Source organism: Pantoea sp. MHSD4 (genome assembly GCF_021043305.1).
Classification (GTDB): domain Bacteria; phylum Pseudomonadota; class Gammaproteobacteria; order Enterobacterales; family Enterobacteriaceae; genus Pantoea; species Pantoea eucalypti.
This window is the reverse complement of record NZ_JAJNDH010000008.1, coordinates 67,703-82,979: the sequence shown is the minus strand read 5'-3', so window position 1 is coordinate 82,979 and position 15,277 is coordinate 67,703. Positions and strand designations below refer to the sequence as shown.

Annotated in this window: 13 protein-coding genes; 7 read left to right on the top strand and 6 right to left on the bottom strand. The window is 54.9% G+C overall.

Annotated elements, in window-relative coordinates; all coding sequences use genetic code 11:
• Nucleotides 1–69 precede the first annotated feature (69 nt).
• From LQK91_RS19810 to ppa, 3 genes are all read left to right on the top strand, one after another.
• The gene (locus LQK91_RS19810; protein WP_003855521.1) at nucleotides 70–480 is read left to right on the top strand and encodes a lysozyme inhibitor LprI family protein; all 411 of its coding nucleotides are present in this window, start codon (nucleotides 70–72) and stop codon (nucleotides 478–480) included.
• Nucleotides 481–541: 61 nt separating this feature from the next.
• Nucleotides 542–991, top strand: a complete 450-nt coding sequence (locus LQK91_RS19805) for a DUF441 domain-containing protein (RefSeq protein WP_003855520.1) — start codon at nucleotides 542–544, stop codon at nucleotides 989–991.
• A gap of 100 nt (nucleotides 992–1,091) precedes the next feature.
• Entirely contained in the window at nucleotides 1,092–1,622 is a 531-nt protein-coding gene (gene ppa, locus LQK91_RS19800; protein WP_003855519.1) for an inorganic diphosphatase, read from the top strand.
• Between the two features lie 58 nt (nucleotides 1,623–1,680).
• Here ppa and LQK91_RS19795 read toward each other — a convergent pair whose 3' ends face one another.
• Genes LQK91_RS19795 through tamA form a run of 3 tightly spaced genes read right to left on the bottom strand, consistent with a single transcriptional unit; the run spans nucleotide 1,681 to nucleotide 7,540 of the window.
• Nucleotides 1,681–2,034, bottom strand: coding sequence for a gamma-glutamylcyclotransferase family protein (locus LQK91_RS19795; RefSeq protein WP_008925784.1), 354 nt, complete (start codon nucleotides 2,032–2,034; stop codon nucleotides 1,681–1,683).
• Nucleotides 2,035–2,036: 2 nt separating this feature from the next.
• Entirely contained in the window at nucleotides 2,037–5,804 is a 3,768-nt protein-coding gene (tamB, locus tag LQK91_RS19790; RefSeq protein WP_105100031.1) for an autotransporter assembly complex protein TamB, read from the bottom strand.
• A complete protein-coding gene (tamA, locus tag LQK91_RS19785; protein ID WP_008925786.1) occupies nucleotides 5,801–7,540 on the bottom strand; it encodes an autotransporter assembly complex protein TamA in 1,740 nt (579 codons plus the stop codon). Before tamA ends, tamB begins: the two co-directional genes overlap by 4 nt.
• 491 nt (nucleotides 7,541–8,031) lie before the next feature.
• Between tamA and LQK91_RS19780 the strand changes: the two genes are divergently transcribed.
• Nucleotides 8,032–9,354, top strand: a complete 1,323-nt coding sequence (locus LQK91_RS19780; RefSeq protein WP_008925787.1) for a hemolysin family protein — start codon at nucleotides 8,032–8,034, stop codon at nucleotides 9,352–9,354.
• A gap of 179 nt (nucleotides 9,355–9,533) precedes the next feature.
• On the opposite strand, the gene LQK91_RS19775 is transcribed toward LQK91_RS19780, so the two are convergent.
• Nucleotides 9,534–9,740 carry a DUF1107 domain-containing protein gene (locus LQK91_RS19775; RefSeq protein WP_003855513.1) on the bottom strand — a complete coding sequence of 69 codons (207 nt, stop codon included), beginning with the start codon at nucleotides 9,738–9,740 and terminating at the stop codon, nucleotides 9,534–9,536.
• A gap of 314 nt (nucleotides 9,741–10,054) precedes the next feature.
• On the opposite strand from LQK91_RS19775, the gene LQK91_RS19770 reads away from it, so the two are divergent.
• The gene (locus tag LQK91_RS19770) at nucleotides 10,055–10,612 is read left to right on the top strand and encodes a YtfJ family protein (RefSeq protein ID WP_003855512.1); all 558 of its coding nucleotides are present in this window, start codon (nucleotides 10,055–10,057) and stop codon (nucleotides 10,610–10,612) included.
• Between the two features lie 56 nt (nucleotides 10,613–10,668).
• Here LQK91_RS19770 and cysQ read toward each other — a convergent pair whose 3' ends face one another.
• Nucleotides 10,669–11,412 carry a 3'(2'),5'-bisphosphate nucleotidase CysQ gene (gene cysQ, locus LQK91_RS19765; protein ID WP_003855511.1) on the bottom strand — a complete coding sequence of 248 codons (744 nt, stop codon included), beginning with the start codon at nucleotides 11,410–11,412 and terminating at the stop codon, nucleotides 10,669–10,671.
• 295 nt (nucleotides 11,413–11,707) lie between these two features.
• Here cysQ and LQK91_RS19760 point away from each other — a divergent pair, with 295 nt between their 5' ends.
• Complete coding sequence (locus LQK91_RS19760) at nucleotides 11,708–13,651, top strand: bifunctional 2',3'-cyclic-nucleotide 2'-phosphodiesterase/3'-nucleotidase (protein WP_105100030.1); 1,944 nt, start codon at nucleotides 11,708–11,710, stop codon at nucleotides 13,649–13,651.
• 44 nt (nucleotides 13,652–13,695) lie between these two features.
• Here LQK91_RS19760 and fklB read toward each other — a convergent pair whose 3' ends face one another.
• The gene (gene fklB / locus LQK91_RS19755) at nucleotides 13,696–14,316 is read right to left on the bottom strand and encodes an FKBP-type peptidyl-prolyl cis-trans isomerase (RefSeq protein ID WP_003855508.1); all 621 of its coding nucleotides are present in this window, start codon (nucleotides 14,314–14,316) and stop codon (nucleotides 13,696–13,698) included.
• Nucleotides 14,317–14,536: 220 nt separating this feature from the next.
• On the opposite strand from fklB, the gene LQK91_RS19750 reads away from it, so the two are divergent.
• A complete protein-coding gene (locus LQK91_RS19750) occupies nucleotides 14,537–15,211 on the top strand; it encodes an OapA family protein (protein ID WP_152333568.1) in 675 nt (224 codons plus the stop codon).
• Nucleotides 15,212–15,277: the final 66 nt, after the last annotated feature.

The following is a 15,277-nucleotide window of genomic DNA, read 5'->3' as shown; positions in this document are numbered from 1 at the left end:
TTAACAACTTGATCATCACAGAAACATCCATCAAGCTGATTGCCGCCCATCCGTTATCCGGAGAAAAGAATGAAACCAGGTTTGTTTCTGATGCTGATCTGCCTCAGCACATCGGCGCTGGCAGAGGATATACCGTCAGACGCTTCGCCTGATCGCTGCCTCAATAATGCCTCAACGACTCTTGCAATGAATCAGTGCTACGCGGCAGCAAGCAAGGTCTGGGATCAGGCGATGAATAAGCAGTACAACAAGCTGATGAAAACGCTCTCCGGCGAACCGAAGAACAAACTGCGTGCCGCTCAGCGTGCCTGGCTGAGCTACCGCGACAGCTGGCTGGAGGCGAGTCGCAGTCAGCTCAGTTCTCAGGGAACACTGGGTAGTGTCGCCCTGAGCGCGCAGAGTCTGAGCCTGGTGCGGAATCAGGCGCTGATGTTGCAATCACTTTCTAAAGGCAGTTGTGCGAATCCCGATGACTGCTGATCGATAACTGGCTTTTGCACTGGCGGAAGTCAGTGCGTTCCATAACCTTCAGGGAGAAACCATGGCTGCTTACGCCTCGACCATCATTCTGATTTGCCTCGCCGTGCTGAGTTATTTCGTACACAACAATGCGGTCACGATTTCGATTCTGGTGCTGCTGGCGATTAAAATTACCCCGCTGGCGCAGTTCTTCCCCTACGTCGAAAAACAGGGCATTACCTTAGGCATCATTATTCTTACCGTGGCAGTCATGGCGCCGCTGGCGAGCGGCTCACTGCCCGCCTCCGCCTTAATCAAATCCTTTGCCAACTGGAAGTCGATTGTGGCGATTCTGGTGGGGATTTTTGTCGCCTGGCTGGGCGGTCGTGGCGTGAATTTTATGAGCGTACAACCCTCTGTAATCGGAGGTCTGCTGATTGGTACGGTGATAGGCGTCGCGTTCTTTCGTGGCGTGCCAGTAGGGCCACTGATTGCCGCAGGCATTGTTTCACTGTTTGTGGCAGCTAAGTAGCGTTTGGGCGCATTCCGAAACGCCAAAAAGGGGGCATACATTCAGAGTCAGTTGGCTATAATAGCCGACACTCAACATACGACTACTGAAGGAATACCAGATGAGTTTGAACCAGGTGCCAGCAGGTAAAGACCTGCCAGAAGATATCTACGTTGTCATTGAGATCCCAGCGAACGCTGATCCGATCAAATATGAAGTTGATAAAGAGTCTGGTGCCCTGTTTGTAGACCGTTTCATGTCTACCGCCATGTTCTATCCGTGCAACTACGGTTACATCAACCATACCCTTTCTCTGGATGGTGATCCGGTTGACGTACTGGTTCCAACCCCGTATCCACTGGTCCCAGGCTCCGTGATCCGCTGCCGTCCGGTTGGCGTGCTGAAAATGACCGACGAGTCTGGTGAAGATGCCAAACTGGTTGCCGTTCCGCACACCAAGCTTTCTAAAGAGTACGATCACATCAAAGATGTGAACGACCTGCCAGAACTGCTGCGTGCACAGATCACCCACTTCTTTGAACACTACAAAGATCTGGAAAAAGGCAAATGGGTGAAAGTGGATGGCTGGGATAACGCCGAAGCCGCTAAAGCTGAAATCATCTCCTCTTATGAGCGCGCACAGAAGAAGTAATTCTGCTGCCGGTTTGTAAGTCGAAAAAAAACACCGTCCAAATGGACGGTGTTTTTGTTCAGGCCTCTGGCTCCTCATCACGCTTTAGCCAGTCACCACTCATAATGCGCTGGCGTCCTGCCACTGAGCGTTGATAAACATAAAGCCATGCACTGCCAAACGGCGTCTGAGTCAGAAATCGTTTGTACTCTCCCCCTTTGGTGCGAAGCGCATCCAGCTCCGCCAGGGTTGAGGCATCAATGCGGTACACCTCACAATGTACCGCTCCATTGCCCTCTATAACGCCGGGATAATGGCCCAGACTATACAGCTCAAAGCCTTCAATCTGGTGATCACCCAGCCACTGCGCATTGGTCATCCAGTGACTGTTTCCCTGTTTGCGCCGTAAACTGCCGTAGACAATTATTCGCATTGCTAAAACTCAAACTGATAGAGCAAATCGAGAGCCTGATCCACACCGGACACGGCTTCCAGATAGAGCTTAGGCATCAGGCGGTAACGCAAGGTTAACGTCGCCAGTGAATCAAATATGCCAACACCGTATTTTACCTGCAGACCCGGTAGCACGTAGCCGCTGACCTGCACCTGCTGGCTATCGCCAACACCGGCAGTATCAACGGCGAGATTGCTGACACCGAAGGTCTCTCCGATTTTACCCACAACCTGACCACTTTGTGCAACCCCTAAGCCAACAAGTGCCGACGTTAGAGCGTTACTGTCGCCGTCGCTGCCTAATCCCTGACCACGCAGCAGGTAGGAAAGCGCTTCCTGTTGCGACATCGCCGGATCGGAGAAGACTTCCGCTTTAGGTTCATCGGCAAGGCCGGTCACGCGCAGACCGGCAGTGACGCCATCTTCCGTCGCATCCGGGTTACGAATGGCTTCCAGGTTAACGTAAGGCTGATCAGGCGGCCCGGCAAACTGCAGCTCACCTTTACGCACAATCAGATCCTGACCATAGGCGTGGAAGCGACCGGATGGAATGTTGATCTGGCCGTTTAAGCCCAGTCCTGACTTATCCTGCACCATTTTCAGATCGCCATTCAGCTTCGCTTTCAGACCAAATGCGGACAGACGCACATCGTTGCCGACGTGGATCACCAGGTTACTGTTAATCGGAATCGCAGCGGTTTGCGGTGTAATCGGCTTCAGCTGTTTATCCAGCATCACCTCATCTGACGAGACGCCCGTCGCGCTTTCCGGCACTTCCTGCACCGTAATGCGCGCCCACGGAATATCGACGCTGCCATCAAGGTTAAAGGCGGCTGGCGTCGCTTCAAATACCAGATCCGGCGAGACATCCATGCGCACCATCGGCGGCACGGTGACGCGAACCCGACTGCCCTGCGCCGCAATGCGCGCACGCCAGTTATCGAGCTGGCTCCAGTCGGCGTTACCGCTGAGATTGATGTTGCCCTGTGCAGTCTGGACCAGTCCGTTCAGGGTCGAGCTCATACCGTTGAACACCAGATTCAGGTTGGCGGCGGTCAGATCGACCGGCATAAAGTTGCCATCCACATCCACACCCGTCAGACCCAACTGCCCAAACACCTGCGGCTGCTGCACACTTCCCCCCAGGCGAAGGCTGCTGTTCAGGCTGCCTTTGATATTCTCGCCCTGCATCAGCGCAGGATTGATCATCGCCAGCGAGATATTGCGGATGTTCACGTTACCGCCCAGCGTGCGGCGATTTTGCGGATCGTCGATCTGCACGTTGCCATCCAGCTGCCCGTTTTTGGCAATGCGGATCAGCCAGTCGAGCTGTGCGCGACCGTTTCGCAGTGCGGCATTCAGGTTAAGCGTGTCAAAGGCGATCGGCAGGCTGTTGCCCTGAACATCCTGCACCACTTTTACGCCGTTACCCTTCAGCGCCACAGTACCGGTTGGCAGGCTGCCATCCGCCGTCCAGTTAACGCGTACATCACCACTGAACAGGCCGCTGAGCTGGGTTGCCTCCGGCATAAATGGCTTGACCATCGCAAGGTCAAAACGGTTCAGCACCACATGCGCCTTACCTGCCGGGCCCGCTTCAATCGGCTCCGGTACACAAATTTGTGCATTGGGGTTCTGCCAGCAATGCGGCCCGATGGTCGCCGTCTGACGGCTGTTCAGATAGTCGATGGCCATGGCGCGGGTCAGACGCCACTCGCCCACGGGCGTGTCAAAGCGGGTATCGTTTAGCGAGCCTTTCCAGCGCTCGGTCTGGCGATCAAAGCTGCCGTTGAGCGCCAGCTGACCCGAGACCGGTTTGCCCTGCACAGTCAGCTTCAGCTGATGCTGACGCTCATTCCCCTCTGCATTCAGCGTCAGCAGGCCGATGTTCAGCGCATCCTGCTTCAGTTGCTCAACGCGAAGTTGCAGTTTACCGGCCACCTGTTCGCCGGAGCGGACATCGCCATTCAGGGTGACGCGATTAATCTGCATCTGCTGCCAGCGCAGACCACGGGCATTGAGATCGGCCAGCAGCTGCGGTGCCTTCAGAGTGCCACGCGCTTTAATCGTGCCGTTGACCACGCCGCCCAGACCCGGCAGCGCATTGTCGAGCTGTGGCGCATCGATACTGGCATCAAGATCCAGACTGTCGCCCAGCGCCCCTTTTACATCCAGATGGTTGCGTCCCAGCGCCAGCTTAATACCCGGCACCGTCCACTGGTTGTAGCTGTTACCGGTCAGTGAGCCGTCAGCGGTTACGGCATTCTTTTTCACGTTACCTTTTAGCTGAAGCTGCGGCACGCTCAGCTGCCAGGTGCCGCCATACAGACTGCCGCGCGTGGTGATTTTGCCATCCAGCCGCGCGGGCCAGTCGGGATACTGTTTCGCAGTATTGATCCCTGCCAGCGTCAGCTCACTACGCCAGCTGATTGCCTTACTCCAGTCCACCAGCGCGGTGAGATCGATATTGCCCTGCAACGCAGTTACGCGCAGGCGATCGAGGCTGAACTGCTCAACGTTACCTTTACCCGTCAGCGAGACATTGGCCGGTGGCACAGATTCGCCCTTCACGGCGGTCTGCAGTGACATCACATAGTCGGTGGCTTTGCCTTTGAACTGATAGTCCAGGTTATCGGCCTGATACTGTATCGGTCCGGTTAGCGGCCAGCGCAGTTGCGGACTGGTCAGCTGAAGTGACAGCGGCAGTCCCGCGACAGCCAGTTGGGTCGTCGCATCCAGCTGCGCATTGACCGGACCTGAGAGATTCAGGCCCAGCTTCAGCGTGTCGCGCATCGCGCCGTTAAGTTTCAGCGCCAGCTTTTCGCCTTTAATCGGATCGGTATTGACCGTGCCATTCAGGGAGAAATCGACCGGCCAGTTATCCGCCAGCGTCGCCTGCCCACTCCCCTTCAGATTGCCCAGATTCGAGTCCACTTCCAGCGTCGTTAACTGCATCTGCCGATCGGCGGTTTTGGTTTTTAGCAACAACCGGCTGACAGCGATATCGGTGTCGCCGGTCACGCGCAGCTGCTCGCCCAGAATCTGCTGTACGTCAATATCCAGCGGCAGACGGAAATCAGGCAATGCCGGTAGCAGCGGTTGCGCAAACATCGCCTGCAGCGTTTCGCCCAGCGGTTTCTCAGCGGGATGCGGCTGCTGAACCTTCGGATCGACCACCTCTTCCTTCACCACTTTTGCCGCTTTTGGCAGCGCAATCAGCAGGCTTTGGATATGGGTCGGATTCAGCGTCAGCGCGCGATCCTGCCACTGCAGGCCCGTGGTGAAATCAAGCAGCGAGATCGCGGTGTCATCAACCTTCACATTGATGTTGTGCAGGCCAAGATGACGCAGCGTGATGGGGTATGGTGTGCTGAGGTTAGTGTTGCTACTCTCCTCTTCCGGTGCGGCGGCGGCAGGTGCCATTTTCTTGCTGTCGACGACCACGCTGATATCGCGCAGGGAGACATCGTTGACGCACACGGAGGAGTGCAGCAGGCAGTTGAGATCCACCGCCAGGTGAATCTGCCCGGCATCAACACTGACGCCGGGCATCTCAAAGCGCAGACCGTTAAGGGTCAGGTTACGCCAGCCGCCATCGACCTGTTTGATCGACAGGCCAGGCACCCAGCGCGATGCACCCTTGAGCACTAAATGCAGTCCCGGCGTGGTCCCGATTAAAAATGCCACGCCACCCAACAGCACAACCAGAAAGATCAGAATACCGATCAGGACCTTTTTCCACAGCTTCATAGTTCAGGCCCCAGTCCTACGTAAAATTGCAATCCATGCTCCTCGTCATCCCCGATAGGTCTGGCAATATCAAATTTGATGGGGCCAACCGGTGAAGACCAGCGCACACCGACACCTGCACCGGTTTTGATATTGCTCTGTTTAATGTCGTTAACCGCTTCGCCTGAGTCGACAAACACCGCGCCCCACCATTTACCGGTGACGTTATACTGATATTCCAGCGATCCGGTGGCGAGTTTTGATGCCCCGGTGAGTTTGCCGTCGTCGTCACGCGGTGAAATATTTTTGTATTTGTAACCGCGAATACTGCGGTCACCACCGGCGAAGAAGCGCAGATCCGGTGGCACCTTGTCGAAGTCGTTGGTTTCAATCCAGCCAAGATTGCCGCGCGCCACAAAGCGATGACTGTCACCGAGAGTGCGAATCCAGACGTTTTGCGCCTGCAGAATCAGGAAGTCGACGTCGGAGCCCCATGTCGTATCGGAAACGTCGACGGAGTAGCGCTGTGAGTCGCCCCAGGTCGGCATCAGACCGCCGCGCGAGCGGGTGCGGTTTACGCTGACGCCGGGATAGAGCAGCATGGTGGTATTGGTCACACTGCCCTGCGTAAAGTGATCCAGGCTCCAGCGCAGGTTGACCGCCTTCTGCCAGCCGCTGCTGCTGTCCCAGTTGCGCGACATCGCAAGCGTGGTGGTGTCGGCTTTGGTGTCGTTAAGGTCGGTACGCTTGAGGCCTCCGGAGAAGGTGTAGTACTGCTCCAGTGGGCTCTTCAGTAACGGGACTTTATAGCTGAGGTCGACCTGCTGTTCCGGCGCAGACACGTAGGCGCTGGCTGTCAGGCTGTGGCCGCTGTCGTTGATCCACGGTTTTTTCCACGTTCCTTTCAGCCGCGGACCGACGTCAGTTGAGTAGCCGACGCCGGTTTCAATGGTGTTTTCGGTGCGGGGTGACATCACGGCACTCAGCGGCAGCACTTTAGTCTGTCGTCCCTTGCTGAATTCCGGCGCGACCACCACCGAATTAAACCAGCCGGTGGCGGAGAGGCGGCGATTCAGTTCGGCCAGATCGCGTGAGCTGTAGTAATCCCCTTCTTTAAAGGGCACCAGATTTTGCAGATACTCTTCACGAATCTGCGATCCCTGAAAAGTGACGTCACCAAAGCGATAGCGCTCGCCGCTGTCGTAGTCGATATCCCAGAACGCTTCATGGCGCTCAACCGAGACGCCGAGCTGGCTTTTTTTAAAGGTGCCGTCGAAGTAGCCGTTACGCAGCGCAAGATTAGAGAAGCCGCTTTTAAATTTGTCATACTGCCCGTGGTTAAGCTGCGTGCCCACTTTGGGCCGTCCCTGCTTCACCCAGGCTTTGTAATCAGGATCATTGCGCGCATCACCTTCCACCACAATGGTGCTGCCGCCAATTTTGACAGCCTCGCCCGGCGTCACATGTGCGACTAATACCGGCCGTCCTCCCTTCGCAGGCGCGGGGCGGGATTCGAAATCGATGGTCGGCTCGTAATAACCAAGGGCGCGCAGCCCCTCTTTTATTGCAACAGAGACACGTGCACGAAAACGGCCATCATTCGAGACCTCGTCGCTGCCGATGGTGGAAAGGCGCGCTCTGACATTCTTTTGCAGATCCCCGGTTAAGCCATCTACCTGTAATCGCACGGTCGCCGCCTCAAGGGCGGGCGCGGCAAGCAGCAGGCCAGCTATGCAATAAACATAAAATCGTGGCACCTGTACTCCTGTTAATCATGCCGGCCCCTTTTCCGCGGGGCACTTATTAATCATCTTTGCCCGCACTACCGCAACGGCAACATCCTCATCATAGCCGCACTTTATGGCAAACGGCGGCGCAAAATCGACTTCTAACTCAAATAACGCGGCTATTGTCGGTAAATGGGGGGATTGATACAACTCCTGCAGGCGGGAATGAGCGGTCCAAAATGATTCACTCAGATAAATCTGAGTCGATAACGTACCGTTCTGCCTGCTAATCCTGAGGGAAGCGGCAGATTGCCCTCTGGCGGCCCGATGAGCGCTCCTGCTATAATCTGCCACCACAGGCATTCCGCCTGTTTTCATTTCTGCCCCGACATGTACGTTGTCGAACTGGCGCAGACATTTTTGGCACGGATAGCTCTGTTTCACGGATAAACCAACTCTGTTTGCGCTTACCCACGCTGCCCAGGCCAAAAATGACAAGTGGATAACCCTTTGGATCTCATATGTTAGATAGCTTGCTTGTCATTTTATTGCTGATTGTAATCAGTGCCTTTTTCTCCCTGTCGGAGATCTCGCTGGCGGCCGCCCGTAAGATCAAACTGAAACTTCTGGCCGACGAAGGCAACGTCAATGCCCAGCGTGTGCTGAAAATGCAGGAAACGCCGGGCATGTTCTTCACCGTGGTGCAGATTGGCCTTAACGCTGTCGCCATCCTGGGCGGTATTGTCGGCGACGCGGCATTTTCACCGGTTTTCAGCGGCCTGTTTAACCGCTTTGTTTCGCCGGAACTGGCGGAACAGCTCAGCTTTATCTGTTCATTCACCATCGTGACCAGCCTGTTTATCCTGTTTGCCGACTTAACACCAAAGCGGGTTGGCATGGTCGCACCGGAAACCATCGCGCTGCGCATCATCAATCCGATGCGTTTCTGCCTGTTAGTGATGCGTCCGCTGGTATTTCTGTTTAATGGCCTGGCCAACGTCTTCTTCCGTATTTTCAAGCTGCCGATGGTGCGTAAAGATGACATCACCTCCGACGATATCTACGCGGTGGTGGAAGCCGGTGCGCTGGCGGGCGTTCTGCGCAAGCAGGAGCATGAGCTGATTGAAAACGTGTTTGAGCTGGAGTCACGTACCGTTCCCTCTTCAATGACCTCACGCGAGAATATTGTCTGGTTTGATCTGCACGAAGATGAGACCAGCCTCAAGACCAAAATCGCCCAGCATCCTCATTCGAAGTTTCTGGTCTGCAGCGGCGACATCGATCATATCGTTGGCTATGTCGACTCAAAAGAGCTGCTGCTGCGCGTACTCGGCAATCAGAGCATGGCGCTGAACAGCGGCCTGCAGATTCGCTCTGCGCTAATCGTGCCGGACACGCTGACGCTCTCAGAAGCGCTGGAAAGTTTTAAAACCGCTGGTGAAGATTTCGCGGTGATCATGAACGAATATGCGCTGGTCGTGGGCATCATTACGCTGAATGACGTCATGACCACACTGATGGGCGATCTGGTCGGTCAGGGCATGGAAGAGCAGATCGTGGCGCGCGATGAGAATTCATGGCTGGTTGAAGGCGGCACACCGATTGATGACGTGATGCGCGTGCTGGACATCGATGATTTCCCGCAGTCAGGCAACTACGAAACCATCGGCGGCTTTATGATGTATATGCTGCGTAAGATTCCAAAGCGTACCGATTTTGTGAAGTTTGCTGGCTATAAGTTCGAAGTGGTAGATATCGATAGCTACCGTATCGATCAGCTGCTGGTCACCCGCATTGATGAACGACCACCCGTGCTGAACCTGACCAAAACCGAAGAAGAGTAAATGACTCAGAGCGTGTCCCGGCGGCTATTATTGTCCCAGGCAGTCCTGGATACAGAGCGCGCGGAACAACCGGAACGTTTACGTAGCAGTTGGAGATTGTGGGCACCGTCCGTGTTCGGACAGGCAAAGGGAATAGCCTGATAGGTCATACACTAAGGGCGCCATCGGCGCCCTTGTTATTAGTTGAACTCAAGTTTGAGACGAACGACCTGGCGGTTAATTTCTGACATCACGCTCAGGTGCTGTTTGTCTTTGACGCGAGGGATTAATACTTTCCCTTTATCGAACTCGAACGCGCCCACGTCCTTGATATACAACCTTCCTTTGAACAGCGTTTTTACATATTTCGCTATTTGTAGCGGATTATAGCGCTGGAAGATCTTCATGCTGTTTAACTCCTGTACATTTTTAAGCACGCTTCGCCGTTTCCAAATTTGGTTCCAGCCCATGAAGCGCGAATTCGCGATAACTATAGAACACTAAAACTGACTGATGTTCCTAAAAGTGAATTTTTTTACTGAATTGACACATCATTACAGAACACTCTGTTATCAGGCTCACACAACACAGTATAAACCTTCATTGATTAAGGAATTGTGGCGGCCATAACAAACCTGACACCTTTCCAGGACAGGCGCATCATCCCTGCTTACTATTGCAGTAAAATGACTGACTGGTCTGATCACCTAAGGAAATAACAATGCGTATAACCCTGGCAGCTGTGGCGTTGTCTCTGTTGATACCGGCAGGCGCGATGGCTCATAACCTCAGACTGGATATGCGGGTACCGGCTGTAGGCGTGAATGACAAAGGCGAGCTGTTATTGCAACAGGAGAAGTTTAGCTACAAAAACTGGAATAGCGCGCAGCTCAGCGGAAAAGTTCGCGTCATCCAGCATATTGCGGGTCGCTCATCTGCGAAAGAGATGAACGCGGCACTGGTAGAAGCGATCAAAGCCGCGAAGCTGCCGCATGATCGCTATCAGACCACCACCATCGTCAATACCGATGACGCGATTCCGGGCACGGGCATGTTTGTGCGCAGCAGCGTCGAGACCAACAAGCAGCAATATCCCTGGTCTCAGTTTGTCATAGACAGCAAAGGCAACGTGCAGCACAGCTGGCAGTTACAGCCTGGTGGTTCCGCCATCGTCGTGCTGGATAAGCAGGGCAAAGTGAAGTTTGTGAAGGATGGTTCGCTGACGCAGGATGAAGTGACAAAAGTTATCGCGCTGGTCAACTCACTGCTGAAAGAGTAATGCTGAACACCCGGGAGCGAGAGAATCGCTCGCCGGGCATTTATGCCAATACCGTCTTAAAAGAGCGAAACGCGGAAGCCGGGATTCAGGAAGGATTCGCGCGGCGCATAGTCCAGGGTTTTGCCCTGCCAGTCATGTACATGCGCACCCGCGGCCATCGCCACGGCATGACCCGCGCCGGTATCCCAGATATTGGTTGGCCCGAAACGGGGATAGAGCTGAGCTTTACCTTCTGCCACCAGACAGAATTTCAGTGAGGAGCCGGTCGCAACGGTCTGATGCTCACCCAACTGCTTCAGGTACTCTTTCATCTCGTCGTCGTCACCATGTGAGCGGCTGACCACGACCAGCGGAGGACGTGCGTCACGGACATGAATCTGTTCGCGATGACCGCCCTCTTCTTTCCACGCTTTACCCTCTGCCGCGGAATACATTACGCCCAGCACTGGCGCATAGACGACGCCCATCACCGGCTTGCCCGCTTCAATCAGCGCAATATTGACGGTAAATTCACCGTTACGCTTGATGAACTCTTTGGTGCCATCCAGCGGATCAACCAGCCAGTAGCGTTGCCAGTGCTGACGGACATCCCAGGCTGGCGGATCTTCTTCTGAAAGTACCGGTATGTCAGGCGATAGCTGTTTCAGTCCCTCCATGATGACTTCATGCGCCGCGATATCCGCAGCGGTCACCGGCGAATCGTCCGATTTGTGAGAAACGTCAAGCGGCGCGGCACCGTTATAGACCTGCATAATCGCGTCGCCAGCTTCGCGTGCCAGTTGGCAGATTTGCTCTAACATTTTTCACCTCGTTTTTGTCTGTCTGCTGCAGGATCAGCCCATCTTCAGATAGTGACATTTTAGCAGTTCCGCCTGACCAGCCTGTTTACTGGTCCGGCGGCGATTCAATTTATAGATATATCAATATCATAGTTACGTGCTTATCGCCATGCTGACGCCAGTGAGCCTTTATCGTATAAGAATGAGTCGCAGGCCGATGCATCAAAACGTTATATCCATCACGATTTAAAATGACTATCTGTCATGCTTTTACATTATTTTGAGAGCCTGAATTTAATTTGCAGCAGGAGCAAGCATGTTTAAGCCCGGAATGATGTTACTGGCCCTGAGCGTTTCCGTCGCCGCCCAGGCCGCGACGGTCGATTTACGCGTACTGGAAACCACCGATCTGCACAGCAATATGATGGATTTCGACTACTACAAAGATACGCCAACCGAGAAATTTGGTCTGGTGCGCACCGCCACGCTGATTCACGCCGCCCGGCAGGAGGTGAAGAACAGCCTGCTGGTTGATAACGGCGACATCATTCAGGGCAGCCCACTGGGCGACTACATGGCGGCTAAAGGGCTGCGTGAGGGCGAAATCCATCCGGTCTACAAGGCGCTTAATACGCTGGATTACGCTGTCGGCAACCTCGGTAACCATGAATTCAATTATGGTCTGTCCTACCTGAAAAAAGCGCTGGCGGGTGCGCGCTTCCCTTATGTGAACGCCAACGTGATTGATGTGAAGAGCGGCAAACCGCTGTTTACCCCTTACCTCATCAAATCCACTACGGTGGTTGATCGCGAGGGCAAATCGCAGACCCTGAAGATTGGCTATATCGGCTTTGTGCCGCCGCAGATCATGGTGTGGGATAAAGCCAATCTGCAGGGCAAGGTACGGGTGGATGACATCACCGAAACAGCTCGCCGCTATGTGCCTGAGATGCGCGCGCAGGGTGCCGATCTGATTATTGCTATCCCTCACTCCGGCCTGAGCAGCGAGCCGTATCACGCAATGGCAGAAAACTCGGTTTACTACCTCAGCCAGGTGGAAGGTATTAACGCCATCCTGTTTGGTCATGCGCATGCCGTCTTCCCCAGCAAGGAGTTTGCTGGCATCAAAGGCGCAGACATTGCTAACGGCACGCTGAACGGGGTTCCGGCGGTGATGCCAGGCATGTGGGGCGATCATCTTGGCGTGGTCGATCTGGTGCTGAACAATGAGGGCGGACGCTGGCAGGTGAGCAGCGGCAAAGCAGAGGCGCGACCGATCTACGATACTGCCGCGAAGAAATCGCTGGCGGCGGAAGATCCGGCGCTGGTGAAAGTGCTGGCTGACGATCACCGCGCCACGCGGGAGTTTGTGGCGAAGCCCATCGGCAAGTCGGCTGACGTAATGTACAGCTATCTGTCGCTGGTTCAGGACGATCCAACGGTGCAGATCGTCAATAATGCGCAGCGCGCTTATGTGGAGCATTTCATTCAGGGCGATCCGGATCTAGGCCGTTTGCCGGTGCTCTCTGCTGCCGCGCCGTTTAAAGCGGGCGGACGTAAAAACGATCCTGCCAGCTATGTCGAAGTGGAGAAAGGTGCCCTGACCTTCCGTAATGCGGCCGATCTCTATCTCTATCCCAATACACTGGTCGTGATGAAAGTCACGGGTGCGCAGGTGAAAGAGTGGCTGGAATGCTCAGCAGGCCAGTTTAACCAGATCGATCCGCACAGCAGCAAAACGCAGTCGCTGATTAACTGGGATTTCCGCACCTATAACTTCGATGTGATTGATGGAGTCAATTATCAGATTGATGTGACCCAGCCCGCGCGTTATGACGCAGAGTGTCAGTTGATCCATCCTGACGCCTCACGCATCCGTCAGCTTACCTGGCAGGGTAAACCCATCGATCCGCAGGCTCTCTTCCTGGTGGCAACCAATAACTATCGCGCATATGGCGGCAAGTTTGCCGGCACCGGAGATAAGTACATCGCCTTTGCCTCGCCAGATGAGAACCGTTCGGTGGTAGCAGCCTACATCAGCGCGGAAACCAAAGCGCATGGCGCAGTTCAGCCGAAGGCGGACAATAACTGGCGTCTGGCACCGATTACCTCATCCACTCCGCTCGATATTCAGTTTGAAACGGCACCGGGCGATAAGGCGACCGGATTTATTAAGCAGCATGCGCAATATCCGCTTCAGCCCAAAGGAACAGATGCGATTGGCTTTGCACTGTGGCAGGTAAATTTACAGCAGAAATAAGGCGGGAGAAAACGCTGCAACCGGGGTGGTTGCAGCGTCTTATCTTACAGGATTTCCAGCAGCTCAACTTCGAAGAGCAGCGTGCTGAATGGTGGGATAGAGGCACCCGCACCGCGCTCGCCATACGCCAGGTTCTGTGGGATCACCAGTTCCCATTTTGAGCCAACCGGCATCAGCGTCAGCGCTTCAATCCAGCCAGGGATAACGCCGCTTACCGGGAATTCTGCCGGTTCGCCACGGGCAACTGAGCTGTCGAACACGGTGCCGTCGATCAGTTTGCCGGTGTAGTGAACGCGTACGCGATCCTGACGTGATGGGATTGGACCTTCACCCTGAGTAATCACGCTGAACTGCAGACCTGATTCGGTGCTGCTCACGCCTTCACGCTGCGCATGTTCCTGCAGGAATGCCTGACCTTCTGCGGCCATAGCTTCGGTACGCTCACGACGCACGCCTTCCGCGCGTTCGTGCACTTCACGCAGTGCGCGATGAACCACATCAACCGGTACGGCCGGCGAGTTCCCTTCCAGCGCGTCGCGCAGACCCGCGAGCAGTGCTTCTGGTTGCAGACCCTGCAGACCAGATTCCAGCAACTGCTGGCCAACCTGTAAACCAATACCGTAACTTGCTTGTGCTTCGACGCTGTCGAAAGAAGGGGTAGTCATCTTCGTTCCTTTCACTCTCGGATAAATTCGAACCGGCAGCATAGCAGCGCAGGCCGCTGGCGTAAAATGCCCTGCGTCGCAGATGACTTTTGCTGATGAAAGAGAAACAATAGCCACGTCAAATTTATCAATGCTGGCAGGCACTTCGCGCCGGTATTGCCCATACTATAACTATCGATGGGGATCACCTCATCTGTAGCACCTGAATAAGAGAGCAAACATGGGCCAGATTGCCCCACGCCGCCGCAGGATGCGTGCAAAACAAATGGTATCCCGGCTGCAGACCTGGCTGGCCGCACGCAGGCTACAGCAAACTGCCGGAGAGGAGGAAACCCGAATGGCTTCAGACACGTCATCCCGCCTGCCGACATGGCTTCAGCGTATCTGGCATTTTACCGACCATATTCGCTGGATGGATCCGCTGCCTGCGCCGCACCGTCGTGGCATTGTGGCGGCACTGCTGGTGATGCTGGTGGCGTTTCTCTGGCCCACCAGTACCCTGCGTTATCCGGTCGAGCAGTCTTCGCCTTCTGCGGAGAAAGAGGTGCCGATGCAGGCGGATATTTATGATAACAACCGTGCCCGTCAGCCTTCATCCTCAGCGTCTCAGCAGACGCCAAAAGCTGATTCTCAGGGCGAATGGCGCAATATGACCATTGCGTCGGGTCAGACGCTGGCGCAGCTGTTTCGTGACAACAGTCTGCCGGTCAATGATGTGTTTGCGATGGCGCGGGTGGAAGGCAGTGACCAGCCGCTCAGCTCACTGAAAAGTGGTCAGCAGGTGAAAATCCGTCAGGATGCGCAGGGTGTGGTAACCGGTCTGACCGTTGATGGCGCAAATGGCCCGGTGCTGTTTACGCGTCAGCCAGATGGCAGCTTTATTCGCGCGCAGTAAGGCCAACAGCAGTTTATTGAAAGGCATAAAAACAAAAACGCCGGCACAAGGCCGGCGTTGATGTCG

Excerpts from the sequence above, each read along its gene's own strand:
- LQK91_RS19770 (WP_003855512.1), top strand. The coding sequence starts at position 10,055 with ATGCGTATAACCCTGGCAGCTGTGGCGTTGTCTCTGTTGATACCGGCA.
- LQK91_RS19795 (WP_008925784.1), bottom strand. The coding sequence starts at position 2,034 with ATGCGAATAATTGTCTACGGCAGTTTACGGCGCAAACAGGGAAACAGT.
- LQK91_RS19805 (WP_003855520.1), top strand. The coding sequence starts at position 542 with ATGGCTGCTTACGCCTCGACCATCATTCTGATTTGCCTCGCCGTGCTG.
- cysQ (WP_003855511.1), bottom strand. The coding sequence starts at position 11,412 with ATGTTAGAGCAAATCTGCCAACTGGCACGCGAAGCTGGCGACGCGATT.
- fklB (WP_003855508.1), bottom strand. The coding sequence starts at position 14,316 with ATGACTACCCCTTCTTTCGACAGCGTCGAAGCACAAGCAAGTTACGGT.
- LQK91_RS19810 (WP_003855521.1), top strand. The coding sequence starts at position 70 with ATGAAACCAGGTTTGTTTCTGATGCTGATCTGCCTCAGCACATCGGCG.
- ppa (WP_003855519.1), top strand. The coding sequence starts at position 1,092 with ATGAGTTTGAACCAGGTGCCAGCAGGTAAAGACCTGCCAGAAGATATC.
- tamB (WP_105100031.1), bottom strand. The coding sequence starts at position 5,804 with ATGAAGCTGTGGAAAAAGGTCCTGATCGGTATTCTGATCTTTCTGGTT.
- LQK91_RS19760 (WP_105100030.1), top strand. The coding sequence starts at position 11,708 with ATGTTTAAGCCCGGAATGATGTTACTGGCCCTGAGCGTTTCCGTCGCC.
- LQK91_RS19780 (WP_008925787.1), top strand. The coding sequence starts at position 8,032 with ATGTTAGATAGCTTGCTTGTCATTTTATTGCTGATTGTAATCAGTGCC.
- LQK91_RS19775 (WP_003855513.1), bottom strand. The coding sequence starts at position 9,740 with ATGAAGATCTTCCAGCGCTATAATCCGCTACAAATAGCGAAATATGTA.
- LQK91_RS19750 (WP_152333568.1), top strand. The coding sequence starts at position 14,537 with ATGGGCCAGATTGCCCCACGCCGCCGCAGGATGCGTGCAAAACAAATG.